Here is a 16,846-nt window from a genome sequence, read left to right as displayed (position 1 = left end):
TGCCGCGCAGGCTGTTTGAAATGTTGTGAAAATGCGCGGGGTGAACCCGCTGCTACAGGCATAAAAAAACCTTGCGATGTTAACCGCAAGGTTTTTAAATTTCTCGAATCTCGAATCTCGAATCTCGAATCTCGAATCTCGAACCTAGCTCTTAAAAGCGTCTTGTAGTGGTGGCACTACTTGCTTTTTACGGCTTAATACGCCGTCTAGCCATACTTTACCGTCTTCTGGTTTTTCACCATAGGCTTGCTCAACTAGGCTAGCATCGTCTGATGCAATTAGCATTTGTGAGCCTTCTTTCATAATGTCGGTCAGAAGTAAAAATACTGAATGACGACCGCCTTCTTCTTTAAGCTTCGCGATGTCGGCTTCAAGGTCGGCTTTAATCTCGTCAAATACCGCAAGGTCAATAACTTCTAACTGGCCAATACCAACGAGGTTGCCGTTCATGTTAAAGTCTTTAAAGTCACGCATTACTAAGTCACGTACTGGCGTATCTTCAACGGCTGATTTAACGCGGAACATGTCCATGCCTAGTTCTTTGAAGTCTTCAATGCCTGCAATTTCTGCAAGCGCTTCAACACATTTAATATCGGCAGTAGTACAGGTTGGTGACTTAAAAATAACCGTGTCGCTTAAAATAGCGCAAAGCATAATGCCAGCAATATCTTTAGGGATCTCAACGTTGTAGAAGTCATACATCATTTTAATAATGGTGTTTGAACAACCAACAGGGCGGATCCAACACTCAAGTGGTGTTGATGAGGTTAAATCACCTAGCTTGTGATGATCTACCACGCCCACTACGCGAGCCTGATCAATATCGTCAGGTGCTTGGGTTTTTTCTGTGTGGTCTACAATATAAACGTCTTCGCCAGCGTAGCTAAGTTTTAGCTCAGGTGCTTCAAAACCGAATTTATCTAAAATAAATTGTGTTTCAGGTGAAACTTCACCTAGGCGAGTTGGGATTGCTGGTTCATCAATTTGGTTTTTTAAATAAGCCAGTGCAATTGCACCACATATTGAATCTGAATCTGGGATTTTATGGCCCACTACATACATTGACATGACTAAACTCCTTAAAATTTGCCGATATTCTAGCAAAGTCTTTGGGTTTTAACATATAGACAGTGTAATTAAGTTTTGGTTACACTTTAAATCGATATTATTAATTGGAAGACCCACATGCAACTCGGCCGAAAAGGTTGGAACAATGTTATTATTTTTTCGATGTTGATTATGATCTTCTTTTTAAATGGACTGCATAAAAACATAGGGAATGATGAAACACAGGCGCAATTGCAGCCACTACTTCCTCCTCAAAGTTTTGTATTAACACTTAAATTTATCGACCAAAAAATTGAGCGTATTGGCACTAGTTGGCGTACTACTGCTTTGCAAAAAAATGTACCGCTTAGTTGGCAAGGTTCAGAGCAACAACTTAGTGAGCTAGTTTATTTATGGCAAAACACCGCGCTGATGACCACCACTACACCTGATGCGCTTGATATGAATAAGCCACTATCGGTAGCCACGCTTGAACTCGCCGGTGAGCCCCTACCTTGGGTGTACTTATTATTTGAGGCGAGTGGTCAGTATTATCTATTCGATAAAACCAGTCAGCGATTATTGTTGCTCGATTTAACTACTGCAAAACAATTATTTCCAAGTTTTACCTTTTCATAAGTGAGTTTTATTAATGCCTGAATTACCAGAAGTAGAAGTTAGCCGTATGGGTATTATCCCCCATGTGCTAAACCAAGTTGTGACTAAGGTAAATATTCATAATGCCAGTATGCGCTGGCCTGTGCCAGATGAGGTGTATCAACTTGAGGGGTTAGTGGTTAGCAGTATTGAACGACGTGCAAAATACTTATTGTTAGAATGCGAGCTAGGCTCGGCTATATTGCATTTAGGTATGTCGGGTAACTTGAGGGTTGTGAACGCCAATGAGCCACTTAAAAAGCATGACCATGTTGAGTTTATTTTAGCGAATAATAAGGCGCTGCGTTTAAACGATCCACGTCGCTTTGGTTGCTGTTTATGGCAAGCCCCCAATGAAGAGCATAAGTTACTTGCTAAATTAGGCCCCGAGCCACTCACCGATGACTTTTTTGCTAAACGTGTTTATGAGCAATCTCGTAATAAAAAAGTGCCTGTTAAACAGTTTATTATGAATAACGCCGTGGTGGTGGGGGTTGGTAATATTTACGCTAACGAATCATTATTTAAAGCAGGTATCGACCCGCGAAAAGAAGCAGGTAAGGTAAGCCTTAAACGCTACCAAGCGTTAATCCCAATTATAAAAGACACCCTAGCCGCAGCAATTACTCAAGGCGGCACAACGCTGAAAGACTTTGCCCAAAGTGACGGTAAGCCAGGCTACTTTGCGCAGCAGCTATTAGTGTATGGCCGAAAAGGCCAGCCTTGTGTAAATTGCGAGAGCGAACTAACTGAAATTCGCCTAGGGCAACGCAGCACCGTTTTTTGTGAGGTGTGTCAGAAATAATAAAGGTAAAGAGTAAAGTTCTCGGGCGACGGGCTGCGGGTAACGGGTCTCGAAGCTCGCCCCCCGTAGCCCGACACTCGAGCCTAAAACTTTTTGCGGAAAAAACAACCGGCCGGTAGCAATGTAGTTTAAGTGCTGGTATACTCCCGCGTCTGCCACGTTGCGTTCTATGTCCTCATATAGTTTAGCCACTTGTGAGCGGCGAAAAAGTCTAAAACTCGAAGGGGTTGTAGCATACTTAGAGCGGTAGTTAATAATAACTACCTGTGGTTTTAATTGAAAAACATTGGATTTTTATAAATGAAAACGTTTGTTGCTAAACCAGAAACAGTAAAACGTGACTGGTACGTAGTTGACGCTGAAGATAAAACTTTAGGTCGCATCGCTACTGAAATCGCTCATCGCCTACGCGGTAAGCATAAAGCTGAGTACACACCACACGTAGATACTGGTGATTACATCATCGTTATCAACGCTGAGAAAGTTACTGTTACTGGTAACAAATTCAAAGATAAAGTGTACTACGCTCACTCTGGTTTCCCAGGTGGTCTTAAGTCTACTACTTTTGATAAACTTCAAGCTGCAAAGCCTGAAATGATCATCGAAAAAGCTGTTAAAGGCATGTTGCCACGTGGTCCTTTAGGCCGCGCTATGTTCCGCAAACTTAAAGTTTACGCGGGTACTGAGCATAACCATGCTGCACAACAGCCTCAGGTTCTAGACATTTAAGGAGCACTATCATGGCAAATCAATACTACGGTACAGGTCGTCGTAAAAGTTCAAGTGCTCGCGTATTCTTACGCCCAGGCACTGGTAACATCGTAATCAACAAGCGCTCTTTAGAAGAGTACTTTGGTCGCGAAACAGCACGCATGGTTGTTCGTCAAGCTCTTGAGCTTGTAGACATGACTGAAAAATTTGACCTTCACATCACCGTTGCCGGTGGTGGTACTACTGGTCAAGCTGGTGCTATCCGTCACGGTATCACTCGTGCACTTATGGAGTTTGACGAGTCATTACGTCCACAACTTCGTAAAGCAGGTTTCGTTACTCGTGATGCACGTAAAGTTGAACGTAAGAAAGTGGGTCTTAAGAAAGCGCGTAAGCGTCCACAGTTCTCAAAACGTTAATTTTTACGTTATCAAGAATTCAAAAACCCAGCTTATGCTGGGTTTTTTGTTTTGTAGCTATAAGATTTTGCTTCAAGGTTCAAGGTTCAAGGTTCGAGCTATAAATTTGATCTAAGCTTTGTGTCTTTCTTATTTTACAGTTATAAGTTAAGCATGTTTCAGCTGACTGGTTATGTTATGAGGTTTGAAGATTTAAGGGTATGGCAACGTTCAGCCGATTTAGCTTGCGAGATTTATTTACATTTTAAGCAGAGCAAAGAGTTTGGTTTAAAAGATCAAATAACACGATCTGCACTTTCAATTTCTTCAAATATAGCAGAGGGTTATGAACGAATAACTCCTAAAGATTATATTCGATTTTTATCATACTCTAAGGGGAGTTGTGGAGAATTACGCTCTCAAATTTACATTGCACTAAAAATAGGTGAAGTTGACACGACAGAGGCTAGTGAATGGATTGAGGAGACTCGTGAACTTTCCCGTATGATTTCAGCATTGATGAAATCAATCGATGCTTGGGATTAAGAGGTTCAAAATTAAATATTCATTCAAAAATATATGAGTATGTTTGACCTTTGACCTTTGACCTTTGACCTTTAACCTTTAACCTTTAACCTTTAACCTTTAACCTTTAACCTTCAATCCTCCCTTTACGACTAATGTCGACATTAGCTTGATCAAAATAGGCAAAGCATGCGTATTTATTGAACGAAAGCTTAAAAATTACCGACTAACGCAAAAAAAGTTAAATAATTATCGCAATTAGTTTAAATCCATCAGTTAATTGGTGAATTTTTTTGCTACAATTGGCGGGCAAATAAAGTGAATGAGTTTAATGTCGCCAAATTCAGTTGTTACTGTACTTAGTTGGTGAGATTGTACTTGTTTACAAATTGTTTTTACGGAAGCGATACTATAGTCATTTGGTTTCATACTCGAGCTTACTTAATCAACTATTTGAGCAAGTCAGGTTTATTCGAGCAGGAGGCTGTGAATAACCTTGTTTTAAACAAGGGTTTTAATTATGATCGTTTCTCTTTTAAAATTCGAAAAATTAACCTGCTGTAACTGATGTTCTCAATATAGCAAGTGTTGAGAATCATAGTGGAGATAAGTGGATGAGCAATGCGCCTGTAGACAATGGCCGACGTCGCTTTTTAACCATAGCTACCTCTGTTGTTGGTGGTGTTGGTGCGGCTGGGGCTGCTGTTCCTTTTATTGCGTCTTGGAATCCAAGTGAGCGAGCTAAATCTGCGGGTGCGCCTGTAGAAGTAGATATCAGCAAACTTGAGCCAGGACAATTAATACGTGTCGAGTGGCGTGGTAAACCTGTATGGGTTGTATCACGGACCCCAAAAATGCTTGAGCAGATGAAAGAACATGAAGGTCAACTTCGTGATCCGCAATCGCAAGAGCCACAACAATTAGAATCATCAACCAATGATTTCCGTTCATTACGCCCAGAGATTTTTGTCGCTGTAGGTATTTGTACGCATTTGGGTTGTTCACCTAGCTTTTTACAAGGTGGCTTTGGTGAGAAAGTGGAAGGGACTGATGACGGTTTTTACTGTCCATGTCACGGTTCTAAGTTTGATATGGCTGGCCGTGTATTCCAATCGGTACCTGCACCATTAAATTTAGAAATTCCACCATATACTTTTCTTGATGAGACCACTATTTTAGTGGGCGAAGAACAAGGGGTGGCCTAATGTTTGGTAAAATTGTTGAGTGGATAGACGACCGTATCCCAATGACACGTGTTTGGAACATGCACATTGCACAGTATCCAGCACCGAAAAACTTTAACTTCTGGTACTTCTTCGGCTCTCTAGCTATGTTAGTACTAGTAAACCAAATACTTACAGGTATTTGGTTAACGATGAACTATGTACCATCTGCTGAAGGTGCATTTGCATCAGTAGAATACATCATGCGTGATGTAGAGTACGGTTGGTTATTACGTTATTTGCATTCAACGGGTGCATCTGCGTTTTTCATCGTTGTTTACATGCACATGTTCCGTGGCATGATCTACGGTTCTTACCAAAAACCACGTGAATTACTGTGGTTATTCGGTATGTTCATTTTCTTAGCCCTAATGGCTGAAGCATTCATGGGTTACTTATTACCATGGGGCCAAATGTCGTTCTGGGGTGCGCAGGTAATCATTTCATTATTCGGGGCTATCCCGGTTATTGGTGATGACTTAACACTGTGGATTCGTGGTGACTATGTAATTTCAGGTGCAACGCTTAACCGCTTCTTTGCATTACACGTAATTGCACTGCCATTGGTTATTGTTATCTTAGTATTTTTACACATTGTTGCACTACACGAAGTGGGTTCTAATAACCCAGACGGTATTGATAACAAACGTAAAAAAGGAACTGTGGCTGAAGAAGACAAGCCTAAATTTAAGTTCCATGAATACTACACTGACAAAAAAGACATTATTGATGCGATTCCGTTCCACCCTTATTACACAGTAAAAGATATTGTGGGCGTGGTTGGTTTCTTAATCTTGTTCTGCTGGGTTGTGTTCTTTATGCCTGCTATGGGTGGTTTCTTCTTAGAAGCGCCAAACTTTGAAGCAGCTAACCCACTTAAAACACCAGAGCATATTTTCCCTGTTTGGTACTTCACGCCATTCTATGCAATCTTACGTGCAATCCCTGACAAACTAATGGGTGTTGCTGCAATGGGTGCATCAATTGTCGTGCTAGCATTATTACCTTGGATTGACCGTGGTTCGGTTCGTTCAGTTCGTTACCGTTGTGGTTTCCACAAATGGAACATTGCAGGTTTTGTTGTTACTTTCGTTCTTTTAGGTTGGGTTGGTGCTACACCACAAACTGATTTTAAAACGATTGTTTCGCAAGTCTGTACTGTGACTTACTTTATGTTCTTCGTACTGTTATTTGTTTACAGTAAGAATGAAAAAACTAAGCCATTGCCTGAGAGGTTAACGAAATGATGAAAAAGCTATTAATAGGTTTATTTGCTTTATCAGTAAACGTGTTACCTGCAATGGCGGCAGGCCCGTCAGTTCCTCTAATGGAAGCGGGTAACGATATATCTGATCAACCTTCTTTGCAGCGTGGCGCAAAGTTGTTCATGAACTACTGTCTTGGTTGTCACCAAATGCAGTATCAACGTTATGAACGTACTTTCCGTGACATTGGTATTCCAACAGAGATTGGTCAAGAGCAACTTATTTTTGATGGTTCAAAAGTGGGTGGTCATATCCTTAACGCGATGGCAAAAGAAGATGCTGCAAAATGGTTTGGTGCGGCTCCGCCGGATCTAACTAACGTTGCGCGTGTTCGTGGCAGTGATTGGATTTACACCTATTTAAAATCGTTTTACAAAGATGAATCTCGTCCGTTTGGCGTAAATAATACGTTATTCCCATCGGTGGGTATGCCACATGTTCTTCAAGAGTTGCAAGGTGTTCCTACTGCAATTACTGAAGAAGTAACAGTAGATGGTAAAACAACCACTCATATTACTGGTACAAAAACAGATGGTACGGGCGAATTAAGTGTAGATGAATATGACCAAGCAGTTCGTGATTTAACGAATTTCCTAGAGTATGTAGGTGAACCTACACGTCTCGAGTCGGAAGCGCTAGGTATTAAGGTAATCGGATTTTTAATTATCCTATTTATCTTGGCATTTATGCTGAAGAAAGAATACTGGAGAGATGTTCATTAAGTTTGAACATATTTAAAGGTAATTTTGCAATAGGGGCTTAAGCCCCTATTGCTGTTTTAGTTATTTAATGGAGGTAGGCATGGCCGTAGCTGCCAATAAGCGCCCTGTAATGACCCTTTTTTCTGGTGCTAACTGTATGTATAGCCACCAAGTACGCATTGTACTTGCTGAAAAAGGTGTAAGTGTAGATATTCATATGGCTGAAAAGGATAACCTGCCAGAAGCACTTCACGAAATTAACCCTTACGGCACAGTGCCAACACTGATTGACCGTGAGCTTGGTTTATATCAGGCAAACATCATCATGGAATACCTTGATGAACGTTTTCCTCATCCTCCACTAATGCCTGTATATCCGGTCATGCGTGGTCGTAGTCGATTAATGATGCACCGTATTGATACTGATTGGTACAGCCTAGCTGAAAAAATCATTAACAACACCTCTGATGCCGCGCAAGCTCGTAAAGAGCTGACAGAAGCATTACTTGCAATAGCACCAATCTTTAGTGAAGCGCCTTACTTTATGAGTGAAGAGTTTAGCTTAGTTGATTGTTACTTAGCACCACTATTATGGCGTTTACCAGAGTTTGGTATTGAGCTTAATGGTGCAGGCTCTAAAGAACTTAAAGAGTATATGATCCGTTTATTTGAACGTGAATCATTCCAAGCTTCTTTAACTGAAGCAGAGCGTGAGATCCGTTTATAATGACTTCTAATCGTCCTTATTTACTACGCGCTTTTTTTGATTGGATTGTTGATAACGAATGCACGCCACACTTAGTGGTTAATGCTGACTTTCCTGCAGTGCAAGTGCCAACACAGTTTGTTCAAGATGGCCAAATTGTATTGAACATAAGCCCTTCGGCGGTTACGCAGTTTTCGTTAGATAATACTCAGCTTAGCTTTAACGCGCGCTTTGGCGGCCAGCCAATGCAAGTGTACGTGCCTTTAGGGGCTGTACTTGCAATATATGCACGTGAAAATGGCGAAGGCACAGTCTTTACTGCAGATGAGTTTTTAGAGGACGAAGACGATTTTGCTCCAGAGCTTGAAAGTGTCGATTCATCACCTGAAATAGTTGATGAAACGCCAGCTCCCAAGCCTGAAAAGAAAAAAGGCTCACATTTACGCGTTATAAAATAGCCCGTAAATGTTAGAAAAAAACCGCTTAATAAGCGGTTTTTTTATGTCTGTATGAAAATATTAGGTTAAAGGTTAAAGGTTAAAGGTTAAAGGTTAAAGGTTAGAAAAGCTCACGAGCGACGAGCGACGAGCTGCGAGAAGCGGGTTAAGATTGATTGGTGTAGCAGCGGGTTTACACCGCGTCTGGTCTAAAGTGAAGAGCAGGTTTTAGGTATTAGGTCTAGGTGTTAGGTAGAGATTAAGCAAAGCAGGGTGTTTGGGTTCACGGCAGTGGGCAGCGGGCTGCGAGAGGCGAGCAACGGGCCTAGAGACTCGAATTAATCAGTTGAGCTAATGGTTACTGTTTTCTCATTTACTCCTTATTCACTTCTCTTTGTGCAAAAAAATTTTAAAGAGATTTTATTCACCACAGAGGGGGCAGAGCACACAGAGAAAATGATTAAAGGCATGTTTTATTTGTCCTGTCTTCTCTGTGTAGCGCGAAGCGTCTCTGTGTACTCTGTGGTTCAAAATGGTTTTGTAGGCGGGGCTTTATGCCGCGCATTTTACTAAACCCTGCGCGAGGTAAACTCCCGCCTACAGGTATAAAAAAACCTTGCGATGTTTACGCAAGGTTTTTAAATTTCTCGAACCTCGAACCTCGAACCTCGAACCTCGAACCTCGAACCTCGAACCTCGAACCTCGAACCTCGAACCTCGGACTTTTACAAATACTCAAAGACTTTAACTACTCGCTCTACGCCAGAGATGTTGCGAGCTATATTAACGGCTTGGTTTGCTTCAGCGTCAGATACTAGCCCCATTAAGTATACTTCGGCATTTTCAGTCACTACTTTTATATTATTACTGCTGATATTTTCAGCCGCTAGAAGCTGCGCTTTTACTTTTGAGGTTAACCATGAATCGTGTGTTTGCGTGGTGATACCAATATTAGAGCCAATGCGAAGTTGGTTATGAATTTTGCGGATACCAGATAGGTTCTCAATGGTTTTAAACGCTTGGTTTTTCATTTCTTGGTTAGGCACTTGTCCTACCATTAAAACCACGCCATTTACGCTTATAACGCTGATATGAGCAAACTTGTTAAGGCGTTCATCTTCACTAATAGCAATGCTGGCTTTTATTTCAATGTTGTTGTCGTCTATTTGCGAGCCAATGGTTCGTCTATCGTTAGCGGCAGTAACAGCACTGGCTGTACCGGCGACCACAGCAGCGGCACAGCCTTGTAATAACACAACAGTGCCTAAAATAATTAGGGAGCGTTTAAACATAATTTTCGTCCTGAGGGAAAAGGGTTAAATCCACCAACTCACTTAAACAGTGAAGGTTCACTAAATGCGATTCAATAATGCGACTCGGGCGTTTAGACGGCGTACGAATTTCTACATCGTTATGGCCAAGCAAGCCAACGAGTTCGCCGCCATCATCGCCTACCATTACTATGACCTTCATATCTTTGGTAAGTGCCGCTTCTACTGCAGAAATTATGTGTTTTTCATTACCATTAATGGCAAGTACCAATAATAAGTCACCTTGCTGAGCAAAGGCACGAACTTGGCGTGCAAAGGTATCGTGGTCATCTATTTGATTGCCTTGGCCTAAGTTAATATTTTCTTGTGAGAGAGCGATTGCAGGTAAGCAAGGGCGTTCTGTTTCGTAAAAATTTACCAGTACGCCTGCCATGTGTTGCGCCAGCATATGGCAATTTGCAGTACCGCAACAGATCAACTTATTCCCATTGATCAGGCTTTGTGCAATGGTAAATGCCGCTGATTCTAACGCGCTTGGCAACACTTCGCCTGCGGCTATTTGAACTTGAATACTTTCTTTAAAAATTTCTTTAATTGTATCTTGCATGGGTTACCAACAATTTATCTCTAATTCTGTGTGAGCTCACACCGGCTTTATTAAAAGGTAATTATTTTAGGCGTTAGCTAATGTTTAACTGTATGCTCAACATGAAGCTGTTGTAATCGTCTTATTTTTATACATCAGTTATTAAAATACGTTTTTCAGCCAGTTAATATGTAATGACGGTTCGCCTGTTATAGCTACGTAATCAATACGTAATGGCTGGTTTTTTAAGTTTTTAGCACCAAGGTAATGATAAATAGTGCGCTTTAACTTAGCTTGCTTTTGCGGACTTAGCGCATAATTAGCGCCGCCTTTTATGTTATTTTTACGAAACTTAACTTCAACAAACACTAAGGTGTCACCGTCTTTCATAATGACATCAAGTTCGCCGTAGGGGCAGTAGTAATTACGCTCAATCGCTTTTAAACCTTGCGCTTCTAAATACTTTTGCGCTTGGCGCTCATAATACTGGCCTTTTTCACGACTATTTTGCCACAGCTGTTTAAACCACGACATGTTAACCCCTTAGTTAATTATGGTTATGCCGTCGTTTGCTGATTGCATAAATAGCGGCACAGGGCGTTGTGTTTTTAATTCCACAGGTTTTATACGGCGATTGCTGTACTGCGCCCATTGCAGTGAGCGTTCAATATCACCGGCACTATTAATGGATAATTTTCCGCTTAAGCCTGAAAAGTATTTATCGGGTGTAATGCTCAGCTGTCTAATATCATTCAGCATGGCGACGGCATCGTAGGCCATGGCAAATAAACGTTGGCTAATATCAGCCTGTTCAGGCCATAAATTATTATATTGCTTACGTAGATTATGCTGCGTAATTTGTGAGTCTAACATCCAAGGAAGTTCGGTAAAGTAAAGCCCATCTAAATCGCCTTTGTCAGTGGTATCTATTTGCTTACTATGACTTTTAGAGCTGGCGTAAATAGGGATTCTGTCGGCAAAGGTGCTTACGTTAACATCCAGATAAGGCTTAATTAATCGGGTCTCTATGGCGTCACCTAATATATAAATTGCATCAATATCGCCACGTGAACGGGTTTCACTTTCTACTTCTTTATTAAAAAGTGTTTTAACCGATTTAATACGCTCTTTTGATTTATCAACTTCTAGCAAGCTGGTAATGGTATTGGGCATATCTTTATTGTCGTTGTAAAAGCCAACTTGTGTGGTTGTTTCACTATAGCGTTGCCATTGCAGGTTAAAGTAGTCAATTAAGCGCTGACCATTGGTATTATTTGGCGCTAGCAACATAGGTTTTTGATAACCTTGCGCTAAAAAATGCTCTAGAGTTTGTTGTACTTCATGCTCAGGATTAAGCGCAAAAAAGTAGTGCTGCAAAGAGGTTCGTTCGCCATCAAAGGTATTTAAATGTAATGTGGGTATATCGAGTAATGTATTGGTATTCGCGAGTTTATCTATATTGGCTTTTAATAGCGGGCCAATAACAAAGTCTGGTTGTAATTGCGAAATCTGTGCGCTCAACGCTTCGGTTTCGGTATTTTCATCAATAAACAGCGTTTCGCTAATCTCTTTTTTATCAAGTGCAGCCAGTATGCCTGCTTTTAATGCATCCCCTAAGCGCTTGTTAGCACCTGACTGAGGTAATAGCACAACTAAGCGTTCAATATTTAGTGGTGCTAATTCATTGGCGTAGGTATCTTGTTTTGGTAGAACATTGGTACCAGGGTGCCCAAGGTAACGGCGGCGCCAATTATTAATCGCTTGGTCTAAATCAACAGAGCTGTTGGCATAAACCTGATGATACAAAGCTAAGTTAACCCAGCCTTGTTGAATAACCGAGCCACGGTTAAATCGCTCTAATGCATACGAAGAAAGCTGCTTTAAATTATGCCAAAGTGCGTCATTAAGTTTAGGGATAGAAATATTATTTTTTGCTACCGATTCAGAGGCAGCAAAAAAGTAAGGAGCTGCACGTTTTGGTAAGTCTTGCGACGCAAAAATGCTGGCAGTTAAAAATTGGTGCCAAGCAAAATGTTCAGGTTGCTTAAGTTGCCCCTCCAGGGTGTTTAGTACCTCAAGTGCTTGCTGATTTTTATTTTGCTCTTTTTGCGCAAAGGCAATGTATAAACGATTTTGAATTTGATCAACACTGGCGGTAAGTGCAAGTTCAGTGCATATTTTTTCGAGTAGTGGCCAGTTTTCTTCTGTAATTGCGCTATCACGAGCACTATAAAGTAGCTGGATTTTATCAGCGCCATAGCGGTTTTGCGCTAATTGGTAAATAGATTGCGCATTTAGTGCTTCATTTTTCAGCGTATTGGCACTGTTACTTAAGTTATCGCTGGTTTTAGTTGGTTTTTCGGTTGTGCTACACGCCGATAACCCTGACAATATAATTAATAGACTAACTAGTTTAAGTCGCACAATGATTTCCCATACGTTAACGCGATTTGCTTATATTACTGACTGACGCAGGAGACCTCAATGTTAAATGAGGAGAATTCACAGAAAATTGGCACTCTTTACGTTGTTGCCACCCCAATCGGCAATTATGACGACTTAAGTCAGCGTGCAATCGCGACATTATCGCAGGTCGACTTAATCGCGGCTGAAGACACTCGCCATACTGGTAAGCTACTTAGCCACTTTGGTATTAAGGCTAAAACCTTTGCGTTACATGACCATAATGAAAAGCAAAAAGCGCAGCAAATTATCGACCAACTTAATCAAGGATTAAATATTGCACTGGTCTCTGATGCAGGCACGCCGCTTATAAGCGACCCTGGCTATGCGGTGGTTAACTTATGTCGTGAGCAAGGCGCAAGTGTAACACCCGTACCTGGTGCATGTGCTGCTATTACAGCGGTATGTTGTTCTGGGTTACCTACTGATCGTTTTCAATTTATTGGTTTTACACCTGCCAAAAGTAAAGCACGCCAAGACTTTTTTATAGATGCGGTTAACTCAAGTATTACCAGTATTATGTATGAAAGTACCCACCGTATTATGGCAAGCCTTGACGATTTAGAAGTGGCGCTAGGTAGTGAGCAGCAAGTGGTATTTGCCAAAGAGCTAACTAAAACCTTTGAAACCTTTTTTAATGGCACAGTGAGTGAGTTAAAGCAGTTTTTAACTGACGATCCTACCAAGCAACGCGGTGAAATAGTACTCATGCTGCCAGGGAAAGCTAAGGTAGTTGACGATATTCCGCCAGAAGCCCGTAAAATGTTAGCGTTACTTGAAAACGAAATGCCAATGAAAAAAGCGTGTGGTGTAGTAGCTGATTACTTCGGCATGAAGAAAAACGCGTTGTATAAAACAATTATTGAAGAAAAACAGTAAATGTTTACTGCGTAGTGTTGTGCTCTCATGTATACTGCGCGCCGAGTTAGCCAAGATAATCGCTGCCTGTGACGAAAATGATCAGGGGGAGGAAAGTCCGGGCTCCACAGGGCAGAGTGCCAGTTAACGGCTGGGGGGCGTGAGCCCACGACAAGTGCAGCAGAGAGAAGACCGCCAATCTTCGGATTGGTAAGGGTGAAAGGGTGCGGTAAGAGCGCACCGGGCCGCTAGTAATAGTCGGTTGCAAGGTAAACTCCACTCGGAGCAAGACCAAATAGGGTTCCTTATGGCGTGGCCCACGTTGGAACCGGGTAGGTTGCTTGAGCCATAGAGCGATTTATGGCCTAGACGAATGATTATCACTTTCTTCGGAAAGGACAGAACCCGGCTTATATGGCTAACTCACTCATTCAATAAAAAAGCCCGCAGTTAACGCTGCGGGCTTTTTTGTGTTTGAGACAAGCTGTCAGGTTCCTGGCGGCGAGCTTCGGGTTGCGGGCTTAAAACCTAAACTCGACGCGAGACTAACTATCGCCTTCAGGCATAAAAAACCTTGTAATGTTAACCGCAAGGCTTTTAAATTTCTCGAACCTCGAACCTCGAACCTCGAACCTCGAACCTCGAACCTCGAACCTCGAACCTCGAACCTCGAACCTCGAACCTATCTATATAATATTTTTACCCTGCTCCGGATCGCGCGATTCATCGGCTTGCTCGCGAATATCATCAGTATCACTGCTTACATCATCAATACTGTGTTCATGCTCTGTGGTTTTATGTTTTTGAGTATCAGTTTGCTTTGCTGCTGCAGTTTTAGCTTCGCTTGCTGTGGGGTAAATATCTTCACCTTGGCTATTGAGTAATACACGCTCTCTAGCATCGTCAGGCATACTTATATTATGTTGCGTAAAACTGTTAATTAACTCTCGCATTAGCTGTGAGGCTACTTTAACAATGCTGTATTGTTCGCCGTTGACCCAAAAGTAAACAGTAAAATTGATAGTGGCGGAGCCTAAGTTATCAACCAATACTTGGGGAGGTGGATCGCTAAGCACAGAGTTTTGTTTTTTTATAACACTAATAGCAAGACTTTGTGCGCCGCGAATGTCATTATCGTAGCCAATACCGATTGTGAAATGACCGCGCATCTTTGGATTAGCGGTTAAGTTTTTAATGGTATTTTTATACACAGTCGCATTGGGTATTTGAATATGATTGCCATCGAAGTCAACTAAAGTGGTTGCCCGTGCAGTTACTTTTTTAACTATACCTATTCTGCTATCTACTTCTATTACATCATCAATTTTAAATGGACGTTGTACACTCAAAAGTAAACTGGCAATAAAGTTCTCAGCAATATCCCGAAAGGCAAACCCTAAAATAAGGCCTATTAACCCAGTGCCACTCATAATAGCGACCGCGAATTCAGTCAAGCCAGCCAAACGTAAGAAAAGGTAAAACCCAAGTAAAATAATTAAGGTACTAATACCACGCCTAGCAACTAGGTGTACTAATTTACTGTTGGTCATGTAAGTAACGGGCTTTATTAACAAGCGTGATAATGGGGTGGCGATTAAATAACTAATCACCAAAATAATAATCCCTAGAAACAAAGTGGGCAGTAATTGCACGAATGAGTGTAGTAATTGCACGCTTTGCTCTTTTAAAAAGTCCCATGAAACCGAGTTTGGCTGAACGGTGTCGATTGCAGGAATAGATGCGTTATTAGCGAGTGTTGCAATTAAAGCGCTGAGCATAGGAGCCATCCGTGTTAGGTTGAGTTAATTAGGGTCTGTGTAAAACAATAGCAGCAAGTTTAATACCAAGGAGTATTTGTTTGGCAAACATCTTGCAATTAATTAGGAAAAGGGAGTTAACTATGAGTGACTTTAAGCGTGGCCAAAGAGCCAAGCAGCCTAACCATATCCCTCTGCGTGGCTGGTGGGATATTGCAAAGCGAATTATAAAACAAATGAGCCGTGATAATTTATCTTTGGTGGCAGCAGGCGTGGCCTTTTATGCACTTCTTGCTATTTTTCCTGCCATTGCGGCGTTGGTGTCTGTGTATGCTTATTTTGCTTCACCGAATGATATTAGTGCGTATTTAAGTCAATTTATGGCTTTATTGCCGCAAAGTACCCAAGAGATTATTTTGTCTCAGGTTTCGAGTCTTGCGCAAAAGTCTCAAACCAGTTTAAGTCTTAGCGCACTAGGCACTTTACTGATCACTATTTGGAGCAGCTCTAAGGGCAGCCAAGCTTTGATCACCGCGTGTAATATTAGTTATCAAGAATACGAAAAGCGTTCATTTTTTAAGGCGCAACTTGTACGTTTACTATTTTCAGTGGGCGCGATTGTGGTGGCGGTTATAGCATTGGTAATTATCGGTATATTACCGTTAGCACTTAACCTGTTAGGAATAAAAGAGAGTATTGATTTTTTAATCATGCTTATCTCATGGCCATTACTGGCACTAACCTTTAACTTTGCATTGTTAATTTTATATCGTTACGCGCCTCACAGAAAAGCAGCTAAGTGGCGCTGGGTTACCGTAGGCTCATTCACTGCCACAGTATTATGGATTGTGGCATCTTTTGGCTTTTCATTTTATGTATCTCACTTTGCCAGTTACAACGAAACATATGGCTCTTTAGGCGGGGTGGTTATTATGCTTATGTGGCTATTTATTAGCGCTTATATCATTATTTTAGGAGCTACAATTAATGCAGCGTTAGAGCAGCAAACAGCGCAAGATAGCACAGTAGGCCCAGATAAAAAAAGAGGGCAGCGAGGTGCTTATGTTGCAGACCACCTCGATACTAAATAATCTGAACTCTGGATAATAAATCTATCTCAAGCAGCTATTTTCAGCACAACTACGTTGAATCTACAGACCCTAGCTATTTACGCGTAAGCTCGCCTTGTTTTCATTTAAAATCTCTGGCTATACCCGATTACCATCTTTTATATATTTAACTAAGCGTCAATTGCCGTTAGCTGAACCATGTTTGGCGTTTATGCATGGATTATTTGCTATTTATATTTGTTTAGTTAATTAAATAAATATTATAATGCAAATGGTTATCATTTTTAATTTTATTGCTGTGCTTAATTATGTGGTAGCAGTATAACGTTTCAGGTTTGGACGAAGTGTAATTTGGTTTCTATATGG

The 16,846-nt window shown here is 41.3% G+C and carries 18 protein-coding genes and 1 other RNA gene; 13 read left to right on the top strand and 6 right to left on the bottom strand.

Translation table 11 applies throughout. From position 1 onward, the window contains the following. Positions 1-144: 144 nt before the first annotated feature. Positions 145-1,068 carry a manganese-dependent inorganic pyrophosphatase gene (locus QL989_RS05915; protein ID WP_013464036.1) on the bottom strand — a complete coding sequence of 308 codons (924 nt, stop codon included), beginning with the start codon at positions 1,066-1,068 and terminating at the stop codon, positions 145-147. A 117-nt stretch (positions 1,069-1,185) separates the two neighbouring features. Between QL989_RS05915 and QL989_RS05910 the strand changes: the two genes are divergently transcribed. From QL989_RS05910 to QL989_RS05865, 10 genes are all read left to right on the top strand, one after another. Next, positions 1,186-1,686, top strand: coding sequence for a hypothetical protein (locus tag QL989_RS05910; RefSeq protein ID WP_290168988.1), 501 nt, complete (start codon positions 1,186-1,188; stop codon positions 1,684-1,686). A gap of 13 nt (positions 1,687-1,699) precedes the next feature. After that, positions 1,700-2,509: a bifunctional DNA-formamidopyrimidine glycosylase/DNA-(apurinic or apyrimidinic site) lyase gene (mutM, locus tag QL989_RS05905; RefSeq protein ID WP_290168986.1), complete on the top strand. Its 810-nt coding sequence runs from the start codon at positions 1,700-1,702 to the stop codon at positions 2,507-2,509. Positions 2,510-2,809: 300 nt separating this feature from the next. Next, the gene (rplM, locus tag QL989_RS05900; protein WP_008110876.1) at positions 2,810-3,238 is read left to right on the top strand and encodes a 50S ribosomal protein L13; all 429 of its coding nucleotides are present in this window, start codon (positions 2,810-2,812) and stop codon (positions 3,236-3,238) included. 8 nt (positions 3,239-3,246) lie between these two features. Continuing rightward, positions 3,247-3,639, top strand: coding sequence for a 30S ribosomal protein S9 (gene rpsI, locus QL989_RS05895; protein ID WP_024600778.1), 393 nt, complete (start codon positions 3,247-3,249; stop codon positions 3,637-3,639). Between the two features lie 177 nt (positions 3,640-3,816). After that, positions 3,817-4,164, top strand: coding sequence for a four helix bundle protein (locus tag QL989_RS05890; RefSeq protein WP_178954939.1), 348 nt, complete (start codon positions 3,817-3,819; stop codon positions 4,162-4,164). Positions 4,165-4,757: 593 nt separating this feature from the next. After that, positions 4,758-5,348: a ubiquinol-cytochrome c reductase iron-sulfur subunit gene (gene petA, locus QL989_RS05885; RefSeq protein ID WP_010390661.1), complete on the top strand. Its 591-nt coding sequence runs from the start codon at positions 4,758-4,760 to the stop codon at positions 5,346-5,348. Continuing rightward, a complete protein-coding gene (locus tag QL989_RS05880; protein WP_010390662.1) occupies positions 5,348-6,613 on the top strand; it encodes a cytochrome b N-terminal domain-containing protein in 1,266 nt (421 codons plus the stop codon). Before petA ends, QL989_RS05880 begins: the two co-directional genes overlap by 1 nt. After that, positions 6,610-7,353: a cytochrome c1 gene (locus QL989_RS05875; RefSeq protein ID WP_109875379.1), complete on the top strand. Its 744-nt coding sequence runs from the start codon at positions 6,610-6,612 to the stop codon at positions 7,351-7,353. Before QL989_RS05880 ends, QL989_RS05875 begins: the two co-directional genes overlap by 4 nt. A gap of 79 nt (positions 7,354-7,432) precedes the next feature. Next, positions 7,433-8,059, top strand: a complete 627-nt coding sequence (gene sspA, locus QL989_RS05870) for a stringent starvation protein SspA (protein ID WP_008110861.1) — start codon at positions 7,433-7,435, stop codon at positions 8,057-8,059. After that, positions 8,059-8,496, top strand: coding sequence for a ClpXP protease specificity-enhancing factor (locus QL989_RS05865; protein WP_008110860.1), 438 nt, complete (start codon positions 8,059-8,061; stop codon positions 8,494-8,496). Before sspA ends, QL989_RS05865 begins: the two co-directional genes overlap by 1 nt. Positions 8,497-9,200: 704 nt before the next feature. Here QL989_RS05865 and dolP read toward each other — a convergent pair. From dolP to QL989_RS05845, 4 genes are all read right to left on the bottom strand, one after another. Continuing rightward, on the bottom strand, positions 9,201-9,767 hold the full coding sequence (dolP, locus tag QL989_RS05860) for a division/outer membrane stress-associated lipid-binding lipoprotein (RefSeq protein WP_008468380.1): 567 nt from the start codon (positions 9,765-9,767) through the stop codon (positions 9,201-9,203). Continuing rightward, on the bottom strand, positions 9,760-10,353 hold the full coding sequence (locus tag QL989_RS05855; RefSeq protein ID WP_008110721.1) for an SIS domain-containing protein: 594 nt from the start codon (positions 10,351-10,353) through the stop codon (positions 9,760-9,762). Before QL989_RS05855 ends, dolP begins: the two co-directional genes overlap by 8 nt. 141 nt (positions 10,354-10,494) lie before the next feature. Beyond that, positions 10,495-10,866, bottom strand: coding sequence for a YraN family protein (locus QL989_RS05850; protein ID WP_008110719.1), 372 nt, complete (start codon positions 10,864-10,866; stop codon positions 10,495-10,497). A gap of 9 nt (positions 10,867-10,875) precedes the next feature. Beyond that, a complete protein-coding gene (locus QL989_RS05845; RefSeq protein ID WP_290168973.1) occupies positions 10,876-12,756 on the bottom strand; it encodes a penicillin-binding protein activator in 1,881 nt (626 codons plus the stop codon). Between the two features lie 60 nt (positions 12,757-12,816). On the opposite strand from QL989_RS05845, the gene rsmI reads away from it, so the two are divergent. Continuing rightward, entirely contained in the window at positions 12,817-13,674 is an 858-nt protein-coding gene (rsmI, locus tag QL989_RS05840) for a 16S rRNA (cytidine(1402)-2'-O)-methyltransferase (protein WP_076919878.1), read from the top strand. Between the two features lie 43 nt (positions 13,675-13,717). Then, positions 13,718-14,082, top strand: an RNA gene (gene rnpB / locus QL989_RS05835) — RNase P RNA component class A. A 257-nt stretch (positions 14,083-14,339) separates the two neighbouring features. Here the strand turns inward: rnpB and QL989_RS05830 are convergent. Then, positions 14,340-15,431 (bottom strand): mechanosensitive ion channel family protein, encoded by a 1,092-nt coding sequence (locus QL989_RS05830; RefSeq protein ID WP_290168970.1) that lies wholly within the window; start codon positions 15,429-15,431, stop codon positions 14,340-14,342. Positions 15,432-15,553: 122 nt separating this feature from the next. On the opposite strand from QL989_RS05830, the gene QL989_RS05825 reads away from it, so the two are divergent. Further along, positions 15,554-16,501, top strand: coding sequence for a YihY/virulence factor BrkB family protein (locus QL989_RS05825; RefSeq protein WP_178954947.1), 948 nt, complete (start codon positions 15,554-15,556; stop codon positions 16,499-16,501). Positions 16,502-16,846 lie beyond the last annotated feature (345 nt).

The sequence above is a fragment of the Pseudoalteromonas sp. APC 3224 genome (genome assembly GCF_030407535.1).
Lineage (GTDB): Bacteria > Pseudomonadota > Gammaproteobacteria > Enterobacterales > Alteromonadaceae > Pseudoalteromonas.
Note: the sequence above shows the minus strand (reverse complement) of the source record. Positions and strands in the feature narration are given on the sequence as shown.

What these genes read in the sequence shown, in the direction of transcription:
- QL989_RS05915 (WP_013464036.1), bottom strand. Translation starts at nt 1,068, where the DNA reads ATGTCAATGTATGTAGTGGGCCATAAAATCCCAGATTCAGATTCAATA.
- QL989_RS05910 (WP_290168988.1), top strand. Translation starts at nt 1,186, where the DNA reads ATGCAACTCGGCCGAAAAGGTTGGAACAATGTTATTATTTTTTCGATG.
- mutM (WP_290168986.1), top strand. Translation starts at nt 1,700, where the DNA reads ATGCCTGAATTACCAGAAGTAGAAGTTAGCCGTATGGGTATTATCCCC.
- rplM (WP_008110876.1), top strand. Translation starts at nt 2,810, where the DNA reads ATGAAAACGTTTGTTGCTAAACCAGAAACAGTAAAACGTGACTGGTAC.
- QL989_RS05890 (WP_178954939.1), top strand. Translation starts at nt 3,817, where the DNA reads ATGAGGTTTGAAGATTTAAGGGTATGGCAACGTTCAGCCGATTTAGCT.
- petA (WP_010390661.1), top strand. Translation starts at nt 4,758, where the DNA reads ATGAGCAATGCGCCTGTAGACAATGGCCGACGTCGCTTTTTAACCATA.
- QL989_RS05880 (WP_010390662.1), top strand. Translation starts at nt 5,348, where the DNA reads ATGTTTGGTAAAATTGTTGAGTGGATAGACGACCGTATCCCAATGACA.
- QL989_RS05875 (WP_109875379.1), top strand. Translation starts at nt 6,610, where the DNA reads ATGATGAAAAAGCTATTAATAGGTTTATTTGCTTTATCAGTAAACGTG.
- sspA (WP_008110861.1), top strand. Translation starts at nt 7,433, where the DNA reads ATGGCCGTAGCTGCCAATAAGCGCCCTGTAATGACCCTTTTTTCTGGT.
- QL989_RS05865 (WP_008110860.1), top strand. Translation starts at nt 8,059, where the DNA reads ATGACTTCTAATCGTCCTTATTTACTACGCGCTTTTTTTGATTGGATT.
- dolP (WP_008468380.1), bottom strand. Translation starts at nt 9,767, where the DNA reads ATGTTTAAACGCTCCCTAATTATTTTAGGCACTGTTGTGTTATTACAA.
- QL989_RS05855 (WP_008110721.1), bottom strand. Translation starts at nt 10,353, where the DNA reads ATGCAAGATACAATTAAAGAAATTTTTAAAGAAAGTATTCAAGTTCAA.
- QL989_RS05850 (WP_008110719.1), bottom strand. Translation starts at nt 10,866, where the DNA reads ATGTCGTGGTTTAAACAGCTGTGGCAAAATAGTCGTGAAAAAGGCCAG.
- rsmI (WP_076919878.1), top strand. Translation starts at nt 12,817, where the DNA reads ATGTTAAATGAGGAGAATTCACAGAAAATTGGCACTCTTTACGTTGTT.
- QL989_RS05830 (WP_290168970.1), bottom strand. Translation starts at nt 15,431, where the DNA reads ATGCTCAGCGCTTTAATTGCAACACTCGCTAATAACGCATCTATTCCT.
- QL989_RS05825 (WP_178954947.1), top strand. Translation starts at nt 15,554, where the DNA reads ATGAGTGACTTTAAGCGTGGCCAAAGAGCCAAGCAGCCTAACCATATC.